This is a genomic window from Qipengyuania profundimaris (assembly GCF_030717945.1).
Classification (GTDB): Bacteria; Pseudomonadota; Alphaproteobacteria; order Sphingomonadales; family Sphingomonadaceae; genus Qipengyuania; species Qipengyuania profundimaris.
On sequence record NZ_JAVAIM010000001.1, the window covers coordinates 184,082 to 206,960 of the forward strand.

24 protein-coding genes are annotated in these 22,879 nt (G+C 64.8%); 6 read left to right on the top strand and 18 right to left on the bottom strand.

The annotated features are described in order from the left end of the window. Positions 1-10 precede the first annotated feature (10 nt). The 6 genes from Q9K02_RS00935 to Q9K02_RS00960 form a co-directional block, all read right to left on the bottom strand. Entirely contained in the window at positions 11-1,222 is a 1,212-nt protein-coding gene (locus tag Q9K02_RS00935; protein WP_305931185.1) for a DUF445 domain-containing protein, read from the bottom strand. 65 nt (positions 1,223-1,287) lie between these two features. Next, the gene (locus Q9K02_RS00940) at positions 1,288-4,764 is read right to left on the bottom strand and encodes an efflux RND transporter permease subunit (protein WP_305931186.1); all 3,477 of its coding nucleotides are present in this window, start codon (positions 4,762-4,764) and stop codon (positions 1,288-1,290) included. A 13-nt stretch (positions 4,765-4,777) separates the two neighbouring features. Further along, positions 4,778-5,968: an efflux RND transporter periplasmic adaptor subunit gene (locus Q9K02_RS00945; protein WP_305931187.1), complete on the bottom strand. Its 1,191-nt coding sequence runs from the start codon at positions 5,966-5,968 to the stop codon at positions 4,778-4,780. 237 nt (positions 5,969-6,205) lie between these two features. Beyond that, positions 6,206-6,472 carry a GlsB/YeaQ/YmgE family stress response membrane protein gene (locus tag Q9K02_RS00950; RefSeq protein ID WP_278329478.1) on the bottom strand — a complete coding sequence of 89 codons (267 nt, stop codon included), beginning with the start codon at positions 6,470-6,472 and terminating at the stop codon, positions 6,206-6,208. Positions 6,473-6,616: 144 nt separating this feature from the next. After that, positions 6,617-6,916, bottom strand: a complete 300-nt coding sequence (sciP, locus tag Q9K02_RS00955; protein WP_278329477.1) for a CtrA inhibitor SciP — start codon at positions 6,914-6,916, stop codon at positions 6,617-6,619. After that, positions 6,913-7,206 carry a hypothetical protein gene (locus tag Q9K02_RS00960; RefSeq protein WP_305931188.1) on the bottom strand — a complete coding sequence of 98 codons (294 nt, stop codon included), beginning with the start codon at positions 7,204-7,206 and terminating at the stop codon, positions 6,913-6,915. The genes sciP and Q9K02_RS00960 overlap by 4 nt, the downstream gene beginning before the upstream one ends. A gap of 105 nt (positions 7,207-7,311) precedes the next feature. On the opposite strand from Q9K02_RS00960, the gene mnmA reads away from it, so the two are divergent. After that, positions 7,312-8,466, top strand: a complete 1,155-nt coding sequence (gene mnmA / locus Q9K02_RS00965; protein WP_305931189.1) for a tRNA 2-thiouridine(34) synthase MnmA — start codon at positions 7,312-7,314, stop codon at positions 8,464-8,466. A 23-nt stretch (positions 8,467-8,489) separates the two neighbouring features. Here mnmA and Q9K02_RS00970 read toward each other — a convergent pair whose 3' ends face one another. Further along, positions 8,490-8,834, bottom strand: a complete 345-nt coding sequence (locus Q9K02_RS00970) for a hypothetical protein (protein ID WP_305931190.1) — start codon at positions 8,832-8,834, stop codon at positions 8,490-8,492. A gap of 29 nt (positions 8,835-8,863) precedes the next feature. Between Q9K02_RS00970 and Q9K02_RS00975 the strand changes: the two genes are divergently transcribed. After that, positions 8,864-9,994 carry a serine hydrolase domain-containing protein gene (locus Q9K02_RS00975; RefSeq protein ID WP_305931191.1) on the top strand — a complete coding sequence of 377 codons (1,131 nt, stop codon included), beginning with the start codon at positions 8,864-8,866 and terminating at the stop codon, positions 9,992-9,994. Here the strand turns inward: Q9K02_RS00975 and Q9K02_RS00980 are convergent. Genes Q9K02_RS00980 through pdxH form a run of 3 tightly spaced genes read right to left on the bottom strand, consistent with a single transcriptional unit; the run spans position 9,991 to position 12,354 of the window. Next, positions 9,991-10,788: a PhzF family phenazine biosynthesis protein gene (locus tag Q9K02_RS00980; RefSeq protein ID WP_305931192.1), complete on the bottom strand. Its 798-nt coding sequence runs from the start codon at positions 10,786-10,788 to the stop codon at positions 9,991-9,993. The genes Q9K02_RS00975 and Q9K02_RS00980 overlap by 4 nt on opposite strands. Further along, positions 10,785-11,720 (bottom strand): cation diffusion facilitator family transporter, encoded by a 936-nt coding sequence (locus tag Q9K02_RS00985; RefSeq protein WP_305931193.1) that lies wholly within the window; start codon positions 11,718-11,720, stop codon positions 10,785-10,787. The genes Q9K02_RS00980 and Q9K02_RS00985 overlap by 4 nt, the downstream gene beginning before the upstream one ends. Before the next feature lie 10 nt (positions 11,721-11,730). Then, entirely contained in the window at positions 11,731-12,354 is a 624-nt protein-coding gene (pdxH, locus tag Q9K02_RS00990; protein ID WP_305931194.1) for a pyridoxamine 5'-phosphate oxidase, read from the bottom strand. A gap of 184 nt (positions 12,355-12,538) precedes the next feature. Between pdxH and Q9K02_RS00995 the strand changes: the two genes are divergently transcribed. The 3 genes from Q9K02_RS00995 to fabI are packed head-to-tail and all read left to right on the top strand — an operon-like array spanning position 12,539 to position 15,328. Continuing rightward, positions 12,539-13,498, top strand: a complete 960-nt coding sequence (locus Q9K02_RS00995; protein ID WP_305931195.1) for a DnaJ C-terminal domain-containing protein — start codon at positions 12,539-12,541, stop codon at positions 13,496-13,498. A gap of 4 nt (positions 13,499-13,502) precedes the next feature. Next, positions 13,503-14,522 carry a YihY/virulence factor BrkB family protein gene (locus Q9K02_RS01000; protein ID WP_305931196.1) on the top strand — a complete coding sequence of 340 codons (1,020 nt, stop codon included), beginning with the start codon at positions 13,503-13,505 and terminating at the stop codon, positions 14,520-14,522. After that, positions 14,519-15,328 carry an enoyl-ACP reductase FabI gene (fabI, locus tag Q9K02_RS01005; protein ID WP_305931197.1) on the top strand — a complete coding sequence of 270 codons (810 nt, stop codon included), beginning with the start codon at positions 14,519-14,521 and terminating at the stop codon, positions 15,326-15,328. Before Q9K02_RS01000 ends, fabI begins: the two co-directional genes overlap by 4 nt. Positions 15,329-15,345: 17 nt before the next feature. On the opposite strand, the gene Q9K02_RS01010 is transcribed toward fabI, so the two are convergent. From Q9K02_RS01010 to Q9K02_RS01045, 8 genes are all read right to left on the bottom strand, one after another. After that, the gene (locus Q9K02_RS01010; RefSeq protein WP_305931198.1) at positions 15,346-15,969 is read right to left on the bottom strand and encodes a hypothetical protein; all 624 of its coding nucleotides are present in this window, start codon (positions 15,967-15,969) and stop codon (positions 15,346-15,348) included. Positions 15,970-16,057: 88 nt separating this feature from the next. Next, complete coding sequence (locus tag Q9K02_RS01015) at positions 16,058-16,597, bottom strand: demethoxyubiquinone hydroxylase family protein (RefSeq protein ID WP_305931199.1); 540 nt, start codon at positions 16,595-16,597, stop codon at positions 16,058-16,060. Continuing rightward, positions 16,594-17,070, bottom strand: a complete 477-nt coding sequence (locus Q9K02_RS01020; protein WP_305931200.1) for a disulfide bond formation protein B — start codon at positions 17,068-17,070, stop codon at positions 16,594-16,596. The genes Q9K02_RS01015 and Q9K02_RS01020 overlap by 4 nt, the downstream gene beginning before the upstream one ends. A 15-nt stretch (positions 17,071-17,085) precedes the next feature. Next, positions 17,086-18,426 (bottom strand): S41 family peptidase, encoded by a 1,341-nt coding sequence (locus Q9K02_RS01025; protein WP_305931201.1) that lies wholly within the window; start codon positions 18,424-18,426, stop codon positions 17,086-17,088. Positions 18,427-18,527: 101 nt separating this feature from the next. Then, positions 18,528-19,748, bottom strand: a complete 1,221-nt coding sequence (locus Q9K02_RS01030; RefSeq protein ID WP_305931202.1) for a murein hydrolase activator EnvC family protein — start codon at positions 19,746-19,748, stop codon at positions 18,528-18,530. Between the two features lie 18 nt (positions 19,749-19,766). Then, complete coding sequence (locus Q9K02_RS01035; protein WP_305933415.1) at positions 19,767-20,189, bottom strand: 23S rRNA (pseudouridine(1915)-N(3))-methyltransferase RlmH; 423 nt, start codon at positions 20,187-20,189, stop codon at positions 19,767-19,769. Positions 20,190-20,323: 134 nt separating this feature from the next. Then, entirely contained in the window at positions 20,324-20,683 is a 360-nt protein-coding gene (gene rsfS / locus Q9K02_RS01040) for a ribosome silencing factor (protein WP_305933416.1), read from the bottom strand. A gap of 114 nt (positions 20,684-20,797) precedes the next feature. After that, positions 20,798-21,460: a nicotinate-nucleotide adenylyltransferase gene (locus Q9K02_RS01045; RefSeq protein WP_305931203.1), complete on the bottom strand. Its 663-nt coding sequence runs from the start codon at positions 21,458-21,460 to the stop codon at positions 20,798-20,800. A 253-nt stretch (positions 21,461-21,713) separates the two neighbouring features. Here Q9K02_RS01045 and Q9K02_RS01050 point away from each other — a divergent pair, with 253 nt between their 5' ends. Beyond that, positions 21,714-22,871, top strand: coding sequence for a M23 family metallopeptidase (locus Q9K02_RS01050; protein WP_305931204.1), 1,158 nt, complete (start codon positions 21,714-21,716; stop codon positions 22,869-22,871). Positions 22,872-22,879 lie beyond the last annotated feature (8 nt).

A 22,879-nucleotide genomic window follows, 5' to 3' on the forward strand; every position in this document is an offset into this window, starting at 1 on the left:
GGGCGGGATCCTAGCCGAGAGTTTCGCTGAGGAAATGGATCGTCAGGCCCACCAGCCCGCCGACCATCGTCCCGTTGATGCGGATGAATTGCAGGTCGCGGCCGACGGCGCTTTCGACCCGGTCGGTGATGGTATGCGCATCCCAGCGGCGCACGGTTTCGGAGACTAGCCGCACGATCTGGTCGCCATAGCGTGTGGCGATCCCGACCGCCGTGCGGCGGGCGAATCGGTTTATCTGGCGTTGCAGGCGCAAATCGTCGCGTAGCGCCCCGCCAAGCTCGGCCAGCGTCTCGCTGACATAGCCCGAGCCGAGCCCGCCCGATTCGCGGATCGAAACGATCAGATTGGCGCGGATGCGCTCCCACGTGCCCTGCCACCATTCGGCGATGGCCGGATTGCCGAGCATCTCCCGCTTCATCCGCTCGATACGGGCCTGCAATTCGGGATCCTCGCGCAGGCCGGTCGCGAATTCGGCAAGGCCTTCCTCGATCTTGTCGCGCAAGGGGTGGTTCGGATCGACCAGCACTTCGGCGAGCAGCTTGTACAAGCCGTCGATCACCGAATTTGCGAGCCGCTCGTCAAGTCCGGTGAAGCGGAGGATGCCGTTGGCCCGGCGATGGACCATTTCGCGTACCAGCTGCTCATTGTCTTCGAGCACCAGCCCCGCCCAGCGGATGATCTTGTCGATCAGCGGCTTGTGCTTGCCGTCCGCCATCATGGCCGTGAGCATCCCGCCGATCAGCGGCGCGATTTCCAGCTTGTCGAGCTGCGACTTGATGCCGCTGCGCACCTGCGTGCCCAGCCTTTCTGGGTCGAGCGACTCCAGCACCTCGACGGCCAATTCCCCTGCGCCCAGCCGGATACGCGAATCGCGCGTCGCCTTGGGATCGGCAAGATAGCTGCCGATCGCTTTCGCCAGATTCATCGACCCCATCCGACGCCCGACGACGGCGGGGGTTAGGAAGTTTTCGCGCAGGAAGCCCGCCATCGTGTCGGCGATGCGATCCTTGTTCTCCGGAATGATCGCCGTGTGCGGGATGGGTAGGCCGAGCGGGCGGCGGAACAGCGCGGTCACCGCGAACCAGTCGGCCAGCCCGCCGACCATCGCGGCCTCCGCAAAGGCGTGGAGATAGCCCCACGCCGGATGCAGCTCGAGATAGCGGCCCGACAGCAGGAACAGGCCCGCCATCAGGACGATCAGGCCGGTGGCGGTACGCCGCATGATCCGTGCGCGATCCGGCGGCAGCGCTGGAGGCGCGGAGACTGGGCCGGCGTGGCGGGGATCGTTCACTCGGCGGGCTCTGCCCCCGGTTCGGCGGTTCCTGTGCCTGCCAGTCCGCGCTTGTCGTCACCCGGGCGATAGGTGAGCATGCGCTGGCGCAGCCACGGACCCGCGCGTTTCTCGAAGCCATCGGCGAGGCTGAATCCGGCCGGTACGATCAGCAGCGTGAGCAAGGTCGACAGGATCAGGCCCCCGATCACCACGGTACCCATCGGCGCGCGCCAGGCCCCGTCGCCCGAGCCGAGCACGCCGGAAAGCGCAATCGGCACCATGCCGGCAGTCATCGCGACGGTGGTCATAACGATCGGCTGCGCACGCTTGTGGCCCGCATCGACGATGGCCTCCAGCTTGCGCGTGCCCTTGTCCATTTCCTCGATCGCGAAGTCGATCAGCAGAATCGAGTTCTTCGAGACAATGCCCAGCAGCAGCAAGATGCCGATATAGACCGGCATCGATTGCGGCTGGCCGAACAGCCACACCAGCAGGATGCCCCCGAGCGGTGCGAGCGCGAGGCTGGCCATGTTCACCAACGGGCTCATGAGACGTTTGTACAGCAGCACGAGCACGGCAAACACCAGCAGCACGCCCGACGCGATAGCGATCGTCAGGCTGGTCATCAGCTCGGCCTGCCATTCTTCTTCGCCGACCACATCGCGGATAACGCCCTGGGGCAGGTCCTGGAGGATGGGCAACTGGTCGATTTCGGCCTGAGCCTCGCCCTTGACGACACCTTGCGCGAGGTCGGCTCCGACCAGCACGCGGCGGTTCTGGTTGTAGCGCTGGATGGTCGTCGGGCCGGAGCCGAAGCTGATCTCGGCCACTCGCGACAAGGGCACCGACCCACCGCTTGCCGTTTGCACCGGCAGATTGCGGATCGTGTCCAGGTTCTCGCGCGATTGCTCGGGTAGCTTGACCCGGATCGGGATCTGGCGGTCCGAGAGCGAGAATTTCGCCGCGTTCTGCTCGATCTCGCCCATGGTCGCGATGCGGATCGTCTGGCTGAGCGCGATGGTCGATACGCCGAGTTCCGCCGCGAGATCCTCGCGCGGAGAGATAATCAGCTCCGGCCGGTTGATGTCGGCGCTCACCCGCGGGGCGACGAGCGAGTCGATGGTCTTCATCTGCTCAACCAGCTGGGCAGCCGTATCGTTGAGCAGCTCGGGATCCGAACCGGCCAGCATTACCGTCATGTCGCGGCCCGAGCCGAAACCGCCCGATTGCGACGCGAAGCGAACCCGCGCATCGGCGATCTGCGAGAGCTCCGGCGCGAGACTGCGCTCGAATTCGATCGAGGTCCGCTCGCGGTCGGGGCGCAGCGTGATGTAGATCGTCGCCTGGCCTTCGCGGACGCGCTCCAGTGCCAGTTCCACCTCCTGCTGCTCGTAGAGGAGGTCGGCGACCTGATCGACGACCCGTTCGGTGGTCTCGAGCGTCGTGCCCGGCACCATCTCGATCTCGATGCGGCTGTTCTCGTCGTCGATCACCGGCTGGAACTGGGTGGGCACGATGCCGAACAGCAGCACGGTCAGCAGGAGGGAGAAATAGCCGACGCCGAGCATCCATACCCGGTGGTCGAGGAAGCGCGCGTAGAGATACTGCCAGGCCTGCTTCATGTGGCTGCCGAACAGCCCGGTAGTCAGGCCGAGGACCTTGAAGAACACAAGCGTCAGCAGGAAGCCTGCCAGCAGTGCGATGGCCAGCTGGATGATGCCGACGATTTTCACGATCGTTTCGGGCAGGAAGCCGGGATCGGGATCGCCCCCGGTGATCATCGCGGGAATGCCGAGGCCTTGCAGCAGGCCGGACACGGTGAACGTACCGAATGCCGAAACGGCGAGCGCTCCGATGACCGTGAATAGCAGCGCCAGCACATAGAGCCAGCGATGGCGCGGGCCCTCCAGCCCCTTGCGCAGCCGGTGCATCTTGCCCCGGTCGAGCGACCAGCGCAAGACGCCCATGTAGCGATCCATCATCGGGCCCTCGCCATGCGCGGCTTGCCCGTGGGACTTGAGGAAATAGGCCGCCAGCATCGGCGTGATCATGCGGGCGACAGCGAGCGACATCAGGACGGCGACCACCACGGTGAAGCCGAAGTTCTTGAAGAACTGCCCCGATATGCCGGGCATGGCGCCGACCGGGAAGAACACCGCGACGATACAGAAGCTGGTCGCGACGACCGGCAGGCCGATCTCGTCCGCCGCATCGATCGATGCCTGATAGGCGCTCTTGCCCATACGCATGTGGCGCACGATGTTCTCGATCTCCACGATCGCATCGTCGACCAGCACCCCCGCCACCAGCGCCAGCGCCAGCAGCGATAACTGGTTCAGGTTGAAGCCGAGCAGGTCCATGAACCAGAAGGTCGGAATGGCCGAAAGCGGGATCGCCACGGCGGAAATCGCCGTCGCGCGCCAGTCGCGCAGGAAGAAGAACACAACGACCACGGCGAGGATCGCACCCTCGATCATCGCGGCCATGGCGCTTTCGTACTGGTCCTTCGTGTATTTGACCGTGTTGAAAAGCGGGATGAACTTTACGCCCGGATTGCTGGCCTCGATCTCTTCGATCTTTTCGAGCGCGTTTTCGTAAACCGTCACATCCGAGGCGCCCTTGGCGCGGCTCATGGCGAAGTTCACGACTTCCTTGTCGCCTACCTTGCTGATCGAGGTCCGCTCGGAATAGCCGTCGCGCACGGTGGCCACGTCGGACAGCTTGACCGTCCGCCCGCCGCCGAGCTGGATGCGGCGTTCGCCCAGCTCGTAAGCGGAGTCGTTGTTGCCGAGTACGCGCACCGACTGGCGGGTGCCGCCGACTTCGGCCATGCCGCCGGCCGCATCGATATTGTTCTGGCGCAGCACGCCGTTGATCTGGCTGGCAGTAACGCCGAGCGCCTGCATGCGCGGCAGATCGAGAATAACTTCGATCTCGCGGTCGACCCCGCCGAAGCGATTGACCTCGGCCATGCCCTCGATCGACAACAATTGCTTGGCAATCGTGTCGTCGATGAACCAGCTCAGCCCCTCGATGGTCATGTCGTCGGCTTCGACAGCATAGATCGCCAGGAAGCCGCCGGAGATTTCCTGCTTGCTCACGCGCGGTTCGAGGATACCGTCGGGCAGCGAGCCGCGGATCGTGTCGATCGCGTTCTTCACTTCCGCCGTGGCATCGTTGGGGTCGACGCCGATCTCGAATTCGATGAAGGTATTCGAATTGCCTTCGCTGGCAGTCGAATTGATCGAGTTCACGCCGTTGATCGAGCGCACGGCGGCCTCGACCCGCTGGGTGATCTGGTTCTCGATCTCGGTCGGCGCGGCGCCTGGCTGCGAGATATTCACGCTGACTGCCGGGAATTCGATGTCGGGATTGTTCACGACATCCATTCGCATGAAGCTGATCAAACCGGCCAGCAGCAGCGCCGTGAACGCGACCAGGGGAATCACCGGGTTGCGGATCGACCAGGCGGAGATGTTACGGAAATTCATATGCCAGTCCCACTCACGCGCCGTCGGCGATGGGGCGGACCGTCTCGCCCGGATTGAGGAAACCGGCGGCCCGCAGCACCACCCGTTCATTCCCTGCGAGCCCGCCTGCAATGACGATGCCTTCGGAGGTCACCTGGCCGAGCTCGATATCGCGCCGCTGCACCGTGTTTTCGGCATCCACGATGAAGACATAGCTGCCCTCGTCGTCAGACTGGATCGCGCTCTCGGGGAGGATCGGCGCGCTGACCGTGCCGCTCTTGATCACGACCGTCGCGAAGCCGCCGGGGCGCAAGCCCTCGGCATAGGGCAGCGCGATCCGCGCCGTGCCCTGGCGATCCTGCGAGCTGATCAGCGGTGCGACCTGCCAGACGCTCCCGGTATAGCTATTGTCGGACCCCACCGGCGTAACGGTGGCTGTGGTGCCCACGTTGATTTGCGCGAGATCGGTTTCGCTGAGGCGTGCGAGCACTTCCATCTCGCCACCACGGGCGATGCGGAACAGCGGCGGGGAGCCTGCGCTGACCGTCTGGCCGATTTCCACATTGCGTTCGAGCACGAGGCCCGAGGCCGGCGCGACGACGTTGAGACGGGCGTTGCGCGCCTGCAATTCACGGACCTGCGCCTGCGCCACGCGCACTCGCGCGACGGCCGCATCCCGCGTTGCCGTGAGGCGATCGACATCCGCTTCGGAAACGAAGCCGCGCTCAACGAGCTGGAGCGAGCGGTCGAGATTGGCCTGGGCGATATTGGCGTCCGATTGCGCGACCTGAACCTGTGCGGCGGCGCTCTGCACCTGCTGCGACTGGACCGAGCGATCGATCGAGACAAGCACCTGGCCCTGGCGCACCCAGTCGCCCGCATCGACGCTGATTGCCGTCACGCGGCCGCCTTCACCGACGACGCCCACCGGCAGATCACGCCGCGCGGCAAGTGTGCCGGTCGCGGAAATCTCGCCATCGACGGTGCTCTGGCCCGGCGCGATCACGGTGACGCTCGGCAATTGGGCCTTACCACCGGTGTTTTCTTCCGCACCCGCCCCGGAGACGACGAAATAGGCCCCGATCGCAAGCAGCAATGCAAGGACCGCAGCACCAATGTACCAGCGGCGACGACGCGTCGCCTCGGCCGCCTCGTCGGATTCGAGCGACGCGCTGCCAGTCATCGGCTCTACCCGCTCCGCCTCGAAACCAGATTCGTAATTCATGGCCATATCGCCCCGGTATGCGTCTTTTCGGATCGCAGTGTATTATCCTGCTAGGTCACTTAGTGCAAGATACTAGCTCGATAGCCGCTAGACCACGCGCTCGGCGCAGGCAAAGAACTATCGACCGGTGTGGACCATGAGCGGACGAAGGGCAATGAAAACGGGTGCCTCGACGGCGAAAGCCGGAGATCTTTCGATCCCCGGCTTTCGGATTGTTCTGATATAATCCCGTTCGGCTTAGCGAACGCGTCCACGCTGGACGAGGTTCGCAATTCCGAGCAGTACGATCGCGCCGATGATGGCGATGATGAAGCCTGTCAGGTTGAAGGTCTGGATAGTGCCTTCGATGCCGAAAACGGCGCCTGCAAGGAAATTGCCGATCAGCGCACCGATGATGCCGACCACGATATTCCAGAAAATGCCCATGGAGGCATCGCGGTTCATGACAAGGCTAGCCAGCCAGCCCGCTACACCGCCGACGATAATTGCAATAATCCAACCCATTGTATTCCTCCTGTTTTATCCTGCCCGCCCGATATTCACTTTCGGGCTTCGACAGGAAAACGGTTTCCTGCATCATGCAGGACTACCCAGAGGAGCGGATGGTGGTGGGTTTTGTTCCCGAGACCCCGTCTCGGACCGAACCGCTCAGTATTTGAGCTGGCGTTCGTAAAGATCGCGATAGTGCTGGATGCGCGTGACGCGCAGGCCCTGCATGCCGGAACGATCGACGGCGCGCTGCCAGGAGGCGAACTCCTCGAGGCTCAAGCTATAGCGCTCCAGAACCTCGTCGATGCTTAACAACCCACCATTGACGGCAGCCACGACCTCGGCCTTGCGGCGCACGACCCAACGCTTGGTCTGGGGCGACGGCAGATCGTCGAGCGTCAGCGGCTCTCCGAGAGGGCCGATGACCTGCGCCGGCCGGATATCCTGGTTTTCAATCATTCCGTCTCTCTGTCGCCGTGGGTTTCATCACCTGCGGTGTCGCCAAGGCCTAGCGGGTCTGGTTTGCCATCCGTTGAAATATCGTGGTTAACAGCGCCTTCATTCTTTTCGCTGCCTTCGCGGCGGACGTCCGCGAAGGCCCCGAAGCCCCCTTCGACCTGCGCGATCTCCTCACGGATCTCGCGAGTCGCCGCCAAGCGCGCGACCAGATCGGTCCAGCGAAACCGGCGGAGATCCGCGGCTTCGCGCTTGTCGGCCAGATCGGCTCTTTGAAATTGCCCCTCGATCATTTGTACGGGGATAACGGCACATGGTGAACGAACCGTAAAGCGTCGCATGCGCGCTTGCGCGCTGCCCTCTGGTGGCAAGCCCCCCAGCCGTGTATGGGGCGCGCCATGCCCGAAAACATTGCTCTTTCCCCGGTTCAGGCAGCCGGTCTTTTCGACTTGCCGCGTGCCGCATCCGATTGCCGCATCGTCGTCGCCATGTCGGGCGGGGTCGACAGCTCGGTGGTGGCCGCCTTGGCTGCACGCAGTGGTGCGGAGGTGATCGGCGTTACGCTGCAGCTCTACGATTACGGCGCGGCGACGGGGCGCAAGGGCGCGTGCTGTGCGGGCGACGACATTGCCGACGCACGCGCCGTGGCTGACCGGCTCGGTATCGCTCACTACGTGCATGACCACGAAAGCGCGTTTCGCGAAGACGTGGTCGAGGGCTTTGCCGATTCCTATCTCGCCGGGCAGACGCCGGTGCCTTGCATTCGCTGCAACATGGGGCCCAAGTTCACCGACCTGTTCGCCATGGCGCGCGAATTGGGCGCCGATTGCCTTGCCACCGGCCATTATGTGCGCCGCGTGATGGGCCCGGCCGGACCGGAACTGCACCGGGCCCACGATCCTGCACGCGACCAGTCGTACTTCCTTTATGCGACGACGGAAGACCAGCTCGCCTACCTCCGGTTCCCCCTCGGCGGCCTGCCCAAAGCCGAAGTCCGGCAGCTGGCCGAGGAAGCCGGTCTGCGCAACGCCGCCAAGCCCGACAGCCAGGACATCTGCTTCGTGCCCGACGGCGATTACGCGAAGATCGTCAAGACAATGCGCCCGGAAGGCGTTCGACCGGGCAAGATCGTCCACGCTACCACCGGCGAGGAGTTGGGCGAGCATCGTGGCGTTATCCATTACACGGTCGGCCAGCGCCGCGGCCTAGAGATCGGTGGCCAGCCCGAACCGCTCTATGTGATCAAGATCGATGCCGAGAGCGCCGAAGTCCGCGTCGGCCCCAAGCGGTTGCTGGCAGTGACTGAGGCCCGCATCGGCGAAACAAACCGTATCGGCCCTCTGCCCGACAAGCCGCTGACCGCCAAGGTGCGCAGCCTCGCCAAGCCGGTCCCGGTCGTGCTCGACGGGCCCCTCGGTGAGGGTCGCAGTGCAAATCTGCGGTTCGCGCAGCCCGAATACGGCGTCGCGCCAGGGCAAGCTGCGGTCATTTACGCCGATGACCGGGTGGTCGGCGGTGGCTGGATCGAGGCGACGGTGCCGGTCGAGGCGTAACAATTCATCGTTGTGGGGCGGTTTCAGCCTTCCCACTCGTCCAGCACGCAAGCGTAGCCTTCGTGCCAGGTGGCGGTCTCCGAAGCGATCAAGGGGATCGAGGCGGTCACGCTTTTCGCCTGCGGATCCTCGCTCAGGCTGACCAGTTCCATCCCGGCCAGTTTGTCTTTAGCGCAATCGTCCAAGCTGCGTCCCGCCACGAAGCGGCAGGAACAGGCGACATGCGCGGCATAGGCCGTGCCGGTCGCGCCGGTCCGGCGCAGGCCGTCGCCCCAGACCGCCCACGCGATCGCGCCCAAGCCGGCGATGATGACCGTTAGCCACAACCACAGGCGCAGTTTTCCAGAGCGGTTTTTGGCCGTTGCCAAGTCGGATTCCTTCGTGCGAGTGACGCGTCATGCCCCTGCGGACCACCCCCCTTATCGCGCTTGCCCTCGCCGCCACAAGCCTTGCCGCGTGCGGCGGGTCCGGTCCTGCCGAAGAGCCGCCGCTGAGCGAGGAAGCGCTGGCGGCGGTGAAGGACGATCCGGGTGCGCCGACCAAGGCGCTGGCCCGCGAATCGGACCAGCTGTTCACGCTCGACGGCCTGGGCGACACGCGGGCACTGGTCGTCCTGCACGGCGGCGAGATCGCCGTCGAGCGCTATGGCGAAGGCTACGGCCCGCAGACGCGCTTCATCAGCTGGTCGATGGCCAAGACGGTGACTGCGGTGATGATCGGCATGCTGGTGGCGGACGGGCAGCTGCGGCTCGATGCCCCTGCCCCCGTGCCGCGCTGGCAACGCACCGGCGATCCACGCGCCGAGATCACCTTGCGCCAATTGCTCCAGATGCGCTCCGGCCTGGAGCACACCGAGGCCGGCGATCCGCCTTACGAGAGCAGCGAGGTGCGGATGCTGTTCCTCGACGGGCGCGACGACATGGCCGATTACGCCACCGCCCAGCCGCTCGAAGCGGAGCCGGGTTCGCGCTTCGAATATTCCTCGAACACCACGGTGATCCTGGCCGATATCGCCGCCCGTGCGCTGACCGAGAGCACCAATCCCGACGCGCGCCGCAAGGCGGTGGCCGACTATCTGCAAGCCCGCCTGTTCGGGCCACTGGGCATGACCAGCGCCGTGCCGGAATTCGATCGCGCGGGCACGCTGATCGGCGGCAGCCTGATCCACGCCAACGCCCGCGACTGGGCGAAGTTCGGCGAGATGCTGCGCAACAAGGGATCAGTGAAGGGCGAGCAGCTGGTGCCGCGCCAGTGGGTCGAAGAAATGCTCGAACCCAGCCCCGCCAGCCCGCATTACGGCCTGCAAACCTGGCTCAATCGCCCGCTACCCGATGGCGAGGAGCATCCATTGTTCCCCGACCGCGCGCCGCACAGCGCCTTTTCCGCGATCGGCCATATGGGGCAGTATATCTTCGTCTCGCCAAGCCAGAAGCTGACCGTGGTGCGCCTCGGCCATTCGGACGCGCCGGAGCGCAAGGCCATGCTCCAGCAGCTCGCGGACATCATCGAGCTTTACCCGGCAGGTTAGGGCAGCAGGAAACGCCCTTCTACTACTGTGACGCAGGGGCCGGAAAGGATGGCCCGGTCGGCTTCGCGGCGGCAGGTCAGATACCCGCCACGGCGGCTGGCCTGGTGCGCGGTGAAACTGTCGCGGCCAAGACGGTCAGTCCAGAACGGCGTGAGCGTCGCGTGGGCTGCCCCCGTCACCGGGTCCTCGTCGACCCCGCCGCCTGGCACGAAAACACGGCTGATGACGTCAGTCTCATCCCCAGGCGCAGTGCAGACGAACAAATTGTTGCCGAGCTTCGCCAGCCCGCGCAGGTCCGGGTCCAGCGAGCGGATCGCGGCAGCGTCCGGATAGAGGAACAGGTCGTAACCCAGCTCATTGCGCCACACTTCGTTCGGCGACCCGCCGAGCAGCGTGGCTGCCTCGTCCCACTCGCCCTGCTCGGTCAGAATGCAGGGCAGCGCCAGCCCATACCCCTCGCCGCTACGGCTCACTTCGAGCACGCCCGATTTGCGCGTGCGGAAGGTCACGCGCTCGCCCCCGTCGCGGCTCAGCAGCACATGGCCGCTGGCCAACGTCGCGTGCCCGCATAGCCGCACTTCCTCGGTCGGGGTGAACCAGCGCAATTCGTAGTCGGCCTCGCCACTGGCATCGGGCACCACGAAAGCGGTCTCGGCGAAATTATTCTCTTCGGCGATGGCCTGGAGCATGTCGTCGTCGAGCCACGCATCGAGTGGCATCACCGCGGCCTGGTTGCCGGCGAAGGGGCGGTCTGCGAAGGCATCGACATGCCAATAAGGCAGTGCGGTGGTCATGCATCTTTCTCCAACTTGGCGAATTCATTGTCCTCGACCAGGGGATTGTCCGGCTCGTCGACATGACCCTCGGGGTCGATATGGATCAGCAATTCGAGCCCGGGAAAGCGCTGGCACAAATCGGCTTCCACCCGCTCGATGATGTCATGCGCTTCTTCAACCGTCATGATCGGCGGCAGATCGACATGGAACTGCGCGAAATCGCGATGGCCGCTGGTTCGTGTGCGCAAATCGTGCAGGTTGGTGAGCTCGGGGTGCCGGGCCGCCGCTTCGACGAAGGCAAGCCGCTTGTCCTCGGGCCATTCGCGATCCATTAGGTCGTCCACCGCATCGCTCGCCCCGCGCCATGCGCCCCATGCGAGCCACGCGGCGATGGCGAGGCCGAACAGCGGATCGGCAATGCCGAGCCCGGCAAACTGGTCCAGCACGAGCGCGGCGATGACTGCGAGATTGAGCAGGAGATCGGACTTGTAGTGCAAGTGATCGGTCTGGATCGCCAGACTGCGTGTCCGGTTCATCACATAGCGCTGCCACGCCAGCAGCGCGAAAGTCAGTACGATGGCGATCAGCGAGACGGCGATGCCCTCTTCTGCTGCCGCGGTTTCCACCTGACCGGACAATTGCATGATTGCCCGCGTCGCGATCCCGAAGGCCGACAGCGCGATCAGCATAACCTGAAAAATCGCCGCCAGGGCTTCCGCCTTGCCGTGGCCGAACCGGTGATCCTCGTCCGCCGGCATGGAGGCGATCCACACGCCGGTCAGCGTGGCGAAACTCGCGATCAGATCGAGCGCGGAATCGGCAAGGCTGCCGAGCATGGCAGTCGATCCGGTCCGCCAGCTCGCCCAGCTTTTCAGCGCAACCAGGATCACTGCCACCGTGATAGAGGCGAATGCTGCGCTGCGCGCGAGTCGGGTGCGGTCGTCGGTCATCGATATTGCTTTATGGATAGAGCAGCGTGTCGTCCCACGCTTCCGTCGCGCTGCTCCGCGTGAACAGCCGCCGGTCATGCAAACGATATTCGCGGTCTTGCCAGAATTCGATCCGGCGCGGGCTCAGCCGGAAGCCGGTCCAATGTGGCGGGCGCGGGATGTCGCCCTCGGGATAGCGCTCCTCCAGCGCGGCCACCCGGTCGAGATAGACTTGGCGGTCCGGCAGGGGGCGCGACTGGTCGCTGGCGGCCGAGCCGATCTGCGAGGCGCGCGGGCGGGAGTGAAAATAGTCGTCGGCTTGCGCGGGATCGACTTCCTCCAGCGGGCCTTCGATGCGGATCTGGCGGCGCAGGCTCTTCCAGTGAAACAGAAGCGCAGCGCGCATGTTGGCGCGGATCTGCTCGCCCTTGCGGCTTTCGGCATTGGTGTAGAAGACGAACCCCCCGCCCTCGCCCTGGTCGACGCCGCGCGCTTTCAGCAGCACCATCCGGACCGACGGCATCCCGTCGGCGGTGGCCGTCGCCAGCGCCATGGCGTTGGGATCGTTCGGCTCGCTCGCCTTGGCCTCGCCGAACCACACCTCGAACAGCGAAAAAGGGTCCGCCTTGGGAATTGCGCTTTCGTCGGTCTGCATCGGGCGGGTCCTAGGCAATGTGAGTCGGTTCAGGAGCAAAACGCAGGCGCGCCCGTTTGGGGCAAAACAGGCTCGCATTATGGAGGCAATCGCTGCGCATCGGCCACCCCCTAACCGCATCCGTCCGCGTGGGAAACCACTCGCGCTTGCACGGCAGCGCTGTTGCACCTAGCTAACACGCCTGATGGCTACCAATTCCCGCGATCCCTATTCCACTCTCGGCGTCGCCCGCGGCGCGTCGGAGAAGGACATCAAGAGCGCCTATCGCAAGCTGGCGAAGGAGTTCCACCCCGACCGCAACAAGGACAATCCGCAGGCTTCTGAGCGGTTCAGCCAGGTCACGCAGGCTTACGATCTGTTGTCCGACAAGGACAAGCGCGCCCAGTTCGACCGCGGCGAGATCGATGCCGATGGCAACCCGGCCAATCCCTTCGCCGGTATGGGCGGGGGCGGCGGCTTCGGCGGCGGTGGCGGGCAGCGTGGCTATCGCGCCGAGGATTTCCAGGGATTCGGACAGGAAGCCGATCTCGGCGATATATTTGAAGGCCTGTTCGGCGGCGGCAGGGCGCGATCGTCCGGCATGGGCGGCGGCCCGTTCGGCGGCGGTCGCCGTGCCCCGCCTCCCAAAGGATCGGACATCGGCTATCGCCTGCGCGTCCCCTTCGTCGAAGCGGCAACGCTGAAGGACCAGCGCATTACGCTGGCCGACGGCAAGACGATCGATCTCAAGCTGCCCAAGGGAGTCGAAAACGGCACCCAGATGCGGCTCAAGGGCAAGGGCGAGCAGGGGCCGGGCGGTGCGGGTGACGGACTCGTCACGATCGAGATCGACCGGCATAAGCTCTACAAGCGCGATGGCGACGATGTGCGTTTCGACTTGCCGATCACGCTCGACGAGGCAGTGAATGGCGGCAAGGTGCGCGTGCCCACGGTCGATGGCCCCGTGATGATGACGATCAAGGCCGGCACGGACGGCGGTACGGTGCTGCGCTTGAAGGGCAAGGGCTTCACCAAGAAGAACGGCACCCGCGGCGATCAGCTCGTCACGCTGGAAATCCAGCTGCCCGGCGATCTCGCGGAGCTTGCCAAGCGGCTCGAAGGCTGGAAGGACGATAGCGACCCACGCAGCAAGCTCGGGGTGTAGCCGTTTGAGTGCAAACGATCTTCCAAGCGAGGAAGAGCGCGAAGTCCAGTCGCTGTCCCCCGAGGCACGCCGCCAGCATGCGGCCACCTTGCGCGGTCGCGTGGTCGAGCGAGTTGGGCCCGGGACGCGGGCCTGGGAAGTCGCCAAGCGCACCGCTGTGGGCACGTTTAACGACGGTTTCATCCATGCGGGCAACCTCGCCTACTTGGCGATGTTCTCGATCTTTCCGTTCTTCATCCTTGGTGCAGCGCTGTTCTCGTTGATCGGCGAGGAAAGCGACCGCGCCGCATCGATCAACGCCATCCTCGTGACCCTGCCGCCCAGTGTCGGCAACGTCATCGAGCCGGTCGCGCGCGACGTCATCAATTCGCGCAGCGGCTGGCTGCTGTGGGCCGGTGCCGCCGTAGCGCTCTGGACGGTGGGCAGCCTGATCGAGACGATTCGCGACATCCTGCGCCGCGCCTACGGCACCAAGCTGACCCATGCTTTCTGGAAATACCGGCTGTTCTCGTCGGGCGTAATTCTGGGCGCGGTGCTGCTGCTGATGCTTTCCCTTATCGCGCAGATTGCGATCGGGGCGGCGCAGCAAGTGATCGAGGCCTATTTCCCCGACCTCGTCGACCGGGTCAGCGACCTGCGCCTTTCGCGCATCATTCCGGCGCTGGGCCTGTTCGGTTCGCTCTATCTCATCTTCTACACGCTGACCCCGTCGCGTTATCGCGCGCGACGTTATCCGAAATGGCCCGGCGTGCTGTTCACGACCGTCTGGTGGATTCTAGTAACGACGCTGCTGCCCTTGGTGCTGCGCAGTTTCTTCACTTACAATCTCACCTACGGCAGCCTGGCCGGGATCATGATCGCGCTGTTCTTTTTCTGGCTTGTCGGCCTCGGCGTGGTTATCGGCGCGGAACTGAACGCGGCGCTCGCGGAGACGCCGGAAGAGGAAATGAACACCATCGGCCAGGCGGACGACCGGAAACGGGCTGAGCTGGCGAAGGAAGCGGAAGAAGAGGGCACGGCATGAACGGATTGATGCAGGGCAAGCGCGGGCTGATCATGGGCCTCGCCAACGACAAGTCGCTGGCCTGGGGCATCGCCAAAAAGCTCGCCGAGCACGGCGCGGAACTTGCGTTTTCCTATCAGGGCGAAGCGCTGAAAAAGCGCGTCGGCCCGCTTGCCGAGCAGCTCGGCAGCGACTTCGTATTCGAATGCGACGTATCCGACATGGAAGCGCTCGACCGGGCGTTCGACACACTGAAATCGCGCTGGGACAAGATCGATTTCGTCGTCCACGCCATCGGCTTTTCCGACAAGAGCGAGCTGCGCGGCAAATACGTTGACACCAGCCTCGACAACTTCCTGATGACGATGAATATTTCCGCCTATTCCCTGGTGGCGGTGACCAAGCGGGCCGCGGAGATGATGCCGGACGGTGGCTCGATTGTCACGCTGACCTATTACGGCGCGGAAAAGGTCATTCCGCATTACAATGTGATGGGCGTGGCCAAGGCGGCGCTCGAGACCAGCGTGCAATATCTTGCCAACGACCTCGGGCCGCAGAACATTCGCGTGAACGCCATTAGCGCAGGGCCGGTGAAGACGCTGGCGGCGAGCGGGATCGGCGATTTCCGTTATATCCTGAAGTGGAACGAGCTGAACTCGCCGCTCCGTCGCAATATCACGATCGAGGATGTCGGCGGGTCTGGCCTCTATTTCCTGTCCGACCTGTCATCGGGCGTGACCGGCGAAACGCACCATGTCGATGCCGGCTATCATGTCGTGGGCATGAAGCAGGAAGACGCGCCGGATATCGCGCTCGACAAGGGCTGAGCCCCAAAAATGCGCGCTCAGCCTTCGGGCGGGCGCGCCAGGTCTTCGACTTCGCGGTCGCCGTCCGTATCGATCACGGGGTCGGGCGCTTCGGTAGCCTCGCCTGGTGCGGCACCGGCGCGTTCACGTTCGAGCCTTTCCATGTATTCGCGCTCGATCATCTCGACCCGCTCCTGCTCGGCAGCGGCTTCGGCATCGATGCCCTCGAGTCGCTCGGCCCGCGCTTCGGCAACCAGTTGGCCGAAGCGGACCTCGGAGGAATTTTCCCGATCCGCATAAGCCTCGCGGATCAGCTCCTGCGTGCAACCGGTGAAGCCGCCCGCGCCGGTCGGCGAGCAGGACATGATGCCCGATGCGCCGACATATTCGAGCTGTTCGACCCGCTCGGCCCATGCCTGGTTGGCCGGATCATCCGAGAAACGGAGACGCTCAGGAATCCGATAACGCTCGTTTTCGTCCTTGCGGGCACACACGACGATGACATCGCCTGTGCTTTCCGGGCATTGGTCGTCGCCATAGACGATGACCATGTTGTAGCTGTCGTCGCCGGTCTCGACCGGGGTCTGCGCCGCGACGGGCGCGGCCACGATGGCAGCGGCAAGCGCGGCTGCGGAAGCGAGCGGGGTAAGCAGTCTGGTCATCATGGCCTCTCGAAACATGTGTCGCGCGTATAAGGCGCGCCCGGCGGTGAACTGTCTATGAAGCGCGCGAAACGCCTGCGATGTTCCCTCAGATGCGCTGCGAAATGCCGATCGCGGCGCGGCAGCCCGCGCGGATAACCGCAGAGAGCACCGGATAGGCCGGCGCGCGTTCGGCCCCTGCGGCCAGCGCGGCGTCGCGGTGCTCGCGTTCGTCTTCGCGGAATTCTTCGATCATGGCGGCGAGCTCCGGATCCTCGCCGGTTTCCATCAGGCGATCGAGCTGCCGGGAATAATGATCGTCGATCTCGGTCTCGACCGCGGCGGTGCAGGCCATAGCGGCTTCGGGCCCGATCAGAGCGGTCACGGCGCCCAGCGCGAAACCGGCGCGATCCCAGAACGGCTGCAGCATGGTGGGCCGCACGCCGCGCCGCGCCATCAGCGCATCGAATTTTTCGCAGTGACCGGCTTCCTGCTCGGCCATGCCGGCTATCTCGGCGGAGTCCGGCCCGCGGTCGCCCATCACGGCGAGCTGGCCGGCGTAGATACGCGTCGCGCCGAATTCTCCGGCCTGATCGACACGGATCATGCGGGCGATGTGGTCGGGCACCTTTTTCGAGGCTGGAGTCATACGCGGCGATCCTTTCCCAGCAGGGCGAGAATGGCGATGCCTGCTGCAGTGGAGATGAGGAAATTGTAACCCGCCAAGCTGATGCCGAACAGCGTCCAGGCCGGTTCGTCGCAGCGGGTCAGCGGAGCGTTCATAATATTGTCGAGCGCGCTTCCGCCCCCGCTCGTGACCGTGGCCGCGCAAGAGGTGATCCCCTCCCACCAACCGTATTCGACCCCGGCATGGAATAGCCCGATCCCGCCCGAGACGAGGATGGCGATCGCCGCGAGGCCGGTCCAGAACCGCTGCGGCGGAGCGATGAACGCCAGCAGGGCGAGCCCGACCGCAGCGAAATGCGGCCAGCGCTGCCACCAGCACATTTCGCACGGGTACAGGCCAAAGCCGTATTGGGAAACGTAGGCCCCGCCCAGCAGGAGCGCCGGGACCGCAATGGCCAGCACGCGGGCCAGCCGCGATGAGGGAGACAGGCTCATGCCCAGTCGTTTAGCCTAGTTGGCGCGGCGGGCAACCGTGTTCGGCGAGGTGCGGCGCAGCGTCTCCAGCGCGTAGTGCAGCTGGAAATCCTCGATGCCCTGCTCTTCGAGCTCTTCGGCGGTCAGCTGGAACCTCGGATCGTCGCGCTGGTCGCGCTCCATCGCCTCGTCGGCAAGGCCCGCTTCGTTGACCAGATGGCCGCGCAGATCCGATTCGCGCACGGTGAAGCGCGATTTCTTCGCGAGGTCGGGGTCCGACAACTGCGGCACAGCGATGTCCGGCTTGATCCCGCCTTCCTGCACGGAGTGACCCGAGGGCGTGTAGTAGCGCGCCGTCGTCAATTTGAGCGCGGCATCGCGGCCGAGCGGCAGCAGCGATTGCACACTGCCCTTGCCGAAGCTGCGCTGGCCCATGACGATCGCGCGGCGATGGTCCTTGAGCGCGCCGGCGACGATCTCCGATGCCGAAGCCGAGCCTTCGTCGATCAGCACGATGATCGGTACATCCTGCGCGATATCGCCGCGGAACACGGTTTCTGCGTCGTAATAGATATTCTCGCCTCGCGCGCGGCCGCGCTGAGACACGATGCGCCCTTCGGTAAGGAAGAGATCAGACAGCGCCACCGCCTCGTCGAGGCTGCCGCCCGGGTTGGAGCGCAGATCGAGGACCAGCCCGTTGAGGCGTCCCGAGGCCTTACTCTGCAAATCTTCCCACGCCGCGAAGACATCGCTGCCGACATCGCGCGAAAACTCGTTGATCATGATGTGACCGATATTGCCGCTTTCGAGCTCCCAAGTGACCGGTTCGAGTTCGATCACGCCGCGCGTTACGGAAACATCGAACGGCTCGTCACGGCCGGGGCGGAAGACGGTCAGGCCGATCGATGTACCTTCCGGCCCGCGCATCTGCGCTACCGCTTCGTCGAGGCTGCCGCCGACGATCAGCTTGCCATCGAGATGCGTGATGAAATCGCCTGCCTTCAGCCCGGCCTTGTCGGCAGGGCTGCCGCGGAAGGGCGAGATGATCTTGACCGCGCCATCTTCCATCACGACCGACAGGCCGAGACCGGAATAATTGCCGTCGATCATGGTCTCGAGTCGCTGGAGATCGCTGCCGTCCAGATAGCCCGAATGCGGATCGAGCGAGGTCAGCATCCCGTCGATCATGCCGCGCATCAGCTTGTCGTCGTCGACCTGGTCGACGTAGCTCGCCTTGATGCGCTGGTAGACCGCCATCACCTTGGCGAACTCCGGACCCGCCCGGCCTTCGACCTGCGCCATGCTCGCCGTGGTCGCGGGGATCAACGCGACGGCGGTCACGAGGGCGGCAGAACGTAGCAGGGCGGCGATTGTCATCGGCGGAGTTTCTCCAATATTCAGCGGCGGCTTATGGCAGGCCCGCTTAATACCACATGAGCGGGCGATTGCAGAATTGTGAAGCCGAAATCGACGGAAGCCTATTGCAGATAGTCGAGCGGGTTCACCGGTTCGCCGTCGCGGCGCAGCTCCAGCGAAACGCCCTGCGACCCAGATGCGGCGAGGCCGAGCGCCGTCCCCGCCGTCACATCCTGACCGACATCCACGTCCAGAGATCCCAGTCCGGTCACCAGGCTGGTCCAGTTATTGGCATGCTCGACGATCGCGATCCGCCCGTACCCGCGATAGGGACCGGCGAATACGACCCGGCCTGCCCCGGGAGCTACGACTTGTGCCTTTGGCCGAGTTACGAGAACGATGCCTGATTCGCGCGGACCACCCTCGCCGCTTTCTCCGAACCCGCGTGCAACACGCCCGGCGACGGGCAGTATATAACGTGCGGGCGGCGCGGTGGCGCTTGCTCTCGGTGAAGGTGTTGCGGACAAGCTGGCCTGCGAAGGATTCGCGGGACGGATGATCGGACCGGGCAAGGCCGCCAGTTCGCTGCGCAGCGATCCGGCTTCTTCGAGCTGTCCGACGAGAGTATCCAAATCGCGGGCCTGTTCGGCGAGGACCAGAGCGCGCTGAGCCTCCCGATCGGCGCCACCGGACGCCTGTTGTGCTACCAGACGCTCACGCTGGGCGGCCGCGACCAGTTCGGTGCGGCGCGCGGCAAGTTCCGCCTCGCTTTCCCGCCGGTCGACCAGCGCCGCACGCGCTTCGGCTTCGAGTGCGCGGGCGCGCTCCAATTCCGAGCGCAGCGCTGCAGTCCTTTTGCGCACTTGCGGGATCGTACTGTCCAACACTGCGCGAGTATGTACCAAGTCACGCAGCGAACCCGGTTGAAGCGCCGAAAGGGTGAGCGGTCTGCGCGACATGCTCTGCAATGCGCCCGTGAGCCGGATCAGCGGCTCGCGGCGCTGCGCCAAGCGGGAGTCTAGCGCGCGTCGCTGCCGGGTGGCGATGGCGTGGCGAGCTTCTGCTGCGGTGATCGCAGCCTCGGCCTGCTGAACGCGTGCCGCCAATGCGGCGGCCTCGGCAGCTTTCTTTTCCGCCGCCTCGTTCGACCGGGCCGCCTGCTGTTCCAGCCGTTCTCCGCGCGCGCGGGCATTGCGCTGCTGCTGGCGTGCGGCATCGAGCGCGTCGCGCGCCTCGCCCGCGGTGCGGAACTCGGTCGTCGATTGCGCGCCGAGCGGCTCCAGCGAGAATACGGCTGCACCGAGCGCCAGAACTGCGATCAGGGTGAGGGCCGGACGGATCATGGCGTCAGTCCTGCACCATCAGCCGCTGCGATGATAGGGGTGGCCGGCAAGGATGGTGGTCGCGCGGTAAAGCTGCTCGGCCAACATGGCGCGCGCGAGAAGGTGCGGCCAGGTCGCGCTCCCGAAGGCGAGTAGCAAATCGGCCTCCCGCCGCTCCTCCTCCGAGTGTCCGTCCGCTGCACCGAGGACAAAGCGACATTCGCGCATGCCGTCGTCGCGCCAGCGCCCGAGAATTGCGGCGAAGTCCTCGGAAGACAGGTCCTTGCCGCGTTCGTCGAGCAGCACGGTCTTGAACGGCGCTTGCGGCTCGGGAATGCGCCCGCCGGTCTCGGGCAGTTCGGTGAGCTTGAGCGGCCAGGTAAGTCGCTTCTCATACCGCGCCACCAGCTCCGCCTCGGGCGACCGAGCGATTTTCCCACGCGCGATTATGTGTAGGAGAATGACGGCCCCCTTTCAGCATGGTCGATCCGGCCCGGTGGAGGGTCGGCAAGGGCGACTGCACGCCCGCAGGCGCCCGCAGCGTAGCGAAGGAACAGCGCCGAGGACGCTCGCGCGGATGCGCGAGTGGAAGACGGTTACGCCGTACCGGCCACCGGCGGTGCGTCTCCGAAGGCCCACATCCGCTCCAGATTGTAGAAGCTGCGGACTTCCGGACGGAACAGGTGAACCACGACGTCACCGGCATCCAGCAGGACCCAGTCGGCAGCGGGCAAGCCTTCGAGTTTCACGGGGCCGAAACCGGCCTGCTTGATCTTCTCGGCCAGTTTCTGCGCGATCGAGGCGACCTGCCGGGTCGAGCGGCCCGACGCGATAATCATGTGATCGGCGATCGAGCTCTTGCCTTCGAGAGGAATTGAAACGACGTCCTGCGCCTGGTCGGCGTCGAGCTGCGCGAGCACGAGATCGAGCAGCGGATCGGTGTCAGCCTTGGTCATCGGGATCACCTTGGCCTGCCCGGTCTGCGCCGGGTCGGTGTGCGCCTGAGTCATAGGCGGATGCAGTACTCCTGGATCGAGGGGCGTAGAAGGACATGAGAGAAACAACGCGCATCATGGCGCAGGGGTTTCCTCCCGAGCCGATATGATCCGGTGTGTCAGCTGGTCTCGCACGGGTGGCCCGGTGAAGCGAGCGGCCCAATCGGGATCGCCGCGGCGGATGGCCGTGGCCGATCTGGGATCGGGATCGAAACGCAAAGTCACCAGTGCCGGTGCACTCCAAGCGCCCCCATTGGTGAGACTGGACAGCGGCACGCGGAAGCGCCTCAGCCAGGCCATCGCGGGGCTTGCGACGACGGCATCTGTATAGCCGGGACGCGCGATGACTGCAATCGGCATAGTGCGCGCTATCCTGCGCCAGTCGCGCCAGCGGTGGAACTGGGCGAGATTGTCGGAGCCCATGAGCCAGACGAATTGCTTCTTCGGGTAGCGGCGAGTGAGCGCTGCCAGCGTATCGACGGTATAGCGGGTGCCAAGCTGCCGCTCGATCGCGGTCACCCGGATCGGCGCGCGGCGTGCCTGGGCGATGGCGGAGCCAACCCGTGCCGGAAGGGGTGCCATACCCTTGCGCGGTTTGAGCGGATTTCCGGGCGAAACCAGCCACCAGACCTCGTCGAGCTTCAGCGCGTCGCGGGCGAACAGCGAAATCCTACGATGGCCGCCGTGCGCCGGATTGAAGCTACCACCGAGCAGTCCGATTCGCCGATTCCCACCCAAAGAAAAGCTCCCGCAATAATTGTCGTTTCTATACAAAGCTTTGCACAAAGCCGGGCCGGTGCGTTGCAAGCCACTGGTAAACAAGGACTTAAACTTTCATTCCCGGATCGCGCAGCAAAATTCCGCGGCGACGAAACGACTCATCGCACCAAGGCTTCGACTCGTAGATTAATCGGGAACTCGATTAGATTTGGTTGGGAACCGCTGGTAACGATCTGACCCAGGGACGTAAGACCATAAGGGACGGGTCGTTTTGAACAACACTAAAGCCTCCACCGGCTGGGGGAGCCGCTTGCGTAGCTGGTTCCCGGATCGCGAATTTTTCATGCGATCGGAAGGCCAGGTTCGCTTCATCACCATTTCATCGCGGGTGCAGATGACCGCTGCGGCCATTGCCGTCGCGGTCCTCACGATCTGGGCCGTGTCGATGGCGATCGCCGGATGGACTCAATATCGCGCGACCGCCGACCGCCTCTCACTGCTCGACCGCGAAGCCAAGGTCGCCACGGCGACCGAACGCGTCAACGCCTATCGCGGCAATCTCGAGGCGGTCACCAGCGATCTCGTCAAGCGGCAGGAATTCATCGAGGACATGGTCGCCTCGCTGCCCGAAGACGTAAAGTCTGTCGAAAACGTGTCCGATTCCACGACCGAAGCGGCAGCCACAGTCGAAAAGGTCAGCGCATCGATCCCCGAAGCCGCCGAACTCGCTCGCATCGAAGCCCGCCAGCTTGCCTTCGTCGAAGGCCTTACTCGCTACGCCGACTGGCGCGCGAAGAAGGCTGCATCCGCCCTCAAGCAGCTCGGCCTCAATCCCGACAGCATGATCCGCAGCGCCGATCGCAGCGCGATGGGTGGTCCGCTGGAGAAGCTCGCCACTTCCGCCGACGGCACGATCGACCCGCGCTTCGAGCGCCTTGGCCTCTCGATCGCCCGCATGTCGGCGCTCGAGAACGGCCTCGCCGGCGTCCCCCAAGTCGCTCCGGCCTCGGTCGATATGGTCACCTCGAGCTATGGCTATCGCCGCGACCCGTTCACCGGTGCCGCCGCCATGCACAGCGGCCTCGATTTCCGCGGCCCCCGCGGCGAGCCGATCTATGCCGCCGCCGCCGGTCGCGTGAGCTACGTTGGCTGGAAGTCTGGTTACGGCAAGACCGTGGAGATTACCCACGGCAACGGCCTGATGACCCGCTACGCCCACATGTCCGCCTTCCGTGCGAAGGTCGGCGAGCGGGTGGAGCCCGGCCAGACCATTGGCGCCATCGGCAGCACCGGTCGCTCGACCGGTCCGCACCTCCATTTCGAGGTCCGCATCAACAATCGCGCGGTGAACCCGCGCACCTTCCTGGAGACCGCCCCCCATGTTCTCGAAGAAATCCGACGAGCTCCCCAGCTCGCCCGCGCCGACTAGCGGGGGAC

What these genes read in the sequence shown, in the direction of transcription:
- Q9K02_RS01015 (WP_305931199.1), bottom strand. Translation starts at nt 16,597, where the DNA reads ATGACTCCAGCCTCGAAAAAGGTGCCCGACCACATCGCCCGCATGATC.
- Q9K02_RS00940 (WP_305931186.1), bottom strand. Translation starts at nt 4,764, where the DNA reads ATGAATTTCCGTAACATCTCCGCCTGGTCGATCCGCAACCCGGTGATT.
- Q9K02_RS00950 (WP_278329478.1), bottom strand. Translation starts at nt 6,472, where the DNA reads ATGGGTTGGATTATTGCAATTATCGTCGGCGGTGTAGCGGGCTGGCTG.
- Q9K02_RS01025 (WP_305931201.1), bottom strand. Translation starts at nt 18,426, where the DNA reads ATGACAATCGCCGCCCTGCTACGTTCTGCCGCCCTCGTGACCGCCGTC.
- pdxH (WP_305931194.1), bottom strand. Translation starts at nt 12,354, where the DNA reads ATGCAGACCGACGAAAGCGCAATTCCCAAGGCGGACCCTTTTTCGCTG.
- Q9K02_RS00960 (WP_305931188.1), bottom strand. Translation starts at nt 7,206, where the DNA reads ATGATCGAGGGGCAATTTCAAAGAGCCGATCTGGCCGACAAGCGCGAA.
- fabI (WP_305931197.1), top strand. Translation starts at nt 14,519, where the DNA reads ATGAACGGATTGATGCAGGGCAAGCGCGGGCTGATCATGGGCCTCGCC.
- Q9K02_RS00985 (WP_305931193.1), bottom strand. Translation starts at nt 11,720, where the DNA reads ATGACCGACGACCGCACCCGACTCGCGCGCAGCGCAGCATTCGCCTCT.
- Q9K02_RS00935 (WP_305931185.1), bottom strand. Translation starts at nt 1,222, where the DNA reads ATGCGGCGTACCGCCACCGGCCTGATCGTCCTGATGGCGGGCCTGTTC.
- Q9K02_RS00980 (WP_305931192.1), bottom strand. Translation starts at nt 10,788, where the DNA reads ATGACCACCGCACTGCCTTATTGGCATGTCGATGCCTTCGCAGACCGC.
- Q9K02_RS01030 (WP_305931202.1), bottom strand. Translation starts at nt 19,748, where the DNA reads ATGATCCGTCCGGCCCTCACCCTGATCGCAGTTCTGGCGCTCGGTGCA.
- Q9K02_RS00975 (WP_305931191.1), top strand. Translation starts at nt 8,864, where the DNA reads ATGCCCCTGCGGACCACCCCCCTTATCGCGCTTGCCCTCGCCGCCACA.
- Q9K02_RS00945 (WP_305931187.1), bottom strand. Translation starts at nt 5,968, where the DNA reads ATGAATTACGAATCTGGTTTCGAGGCGGAGCGGGTAGAGCCGATGACT.
- Q9K02_RS01020 (WP_305931200.1), bottom strand. Translation starts at nt 17,070, where the DNA reads ATGAGCCTGTCTCCCTCATCGCGGCTGGCCCGCGTGCTGGCCATTGCG.
- Q9K02_RS01010 (WP_305931198.1), bottom strand. Translation starts at nt 15,969, where the DNA reads ATGACCAGACTGCTTACCCCGCTCGCTTCCGCAGCCGCGCTTGCCGCT.
- rsfS (WP_305933416.1), bottom strand. Translation starts at nt 20,683, where the DNA reads ATGACCAAGGCTGACACCGATCCGCTGCTCGATCTCGTGCTCGCGCAG.
- mnmA (WP_305931189.1), top strand. Translation starts at nt 7,312, where the DNA reads ATGCCCGAAAACATTGCTCTTTCCCCGGTTCAGGCAGCCGGTCTTTTC.
- sciP (WP_278329477.1), bottom strand. Translation starts at nt 6,916, where the DNA reads ATGATTGAAAACCAGGATATCCGGCCGGCGCAGGTCATCGGCCCTCTC.
- Q9K02_RS00995 (WP_305931195.1), top strand. Translation starts at nt 12,539, where the DNA reads ATGGCTACCAATTCCCGCGATCCCTATTCCACTCTCGGCGTCGCCCGC.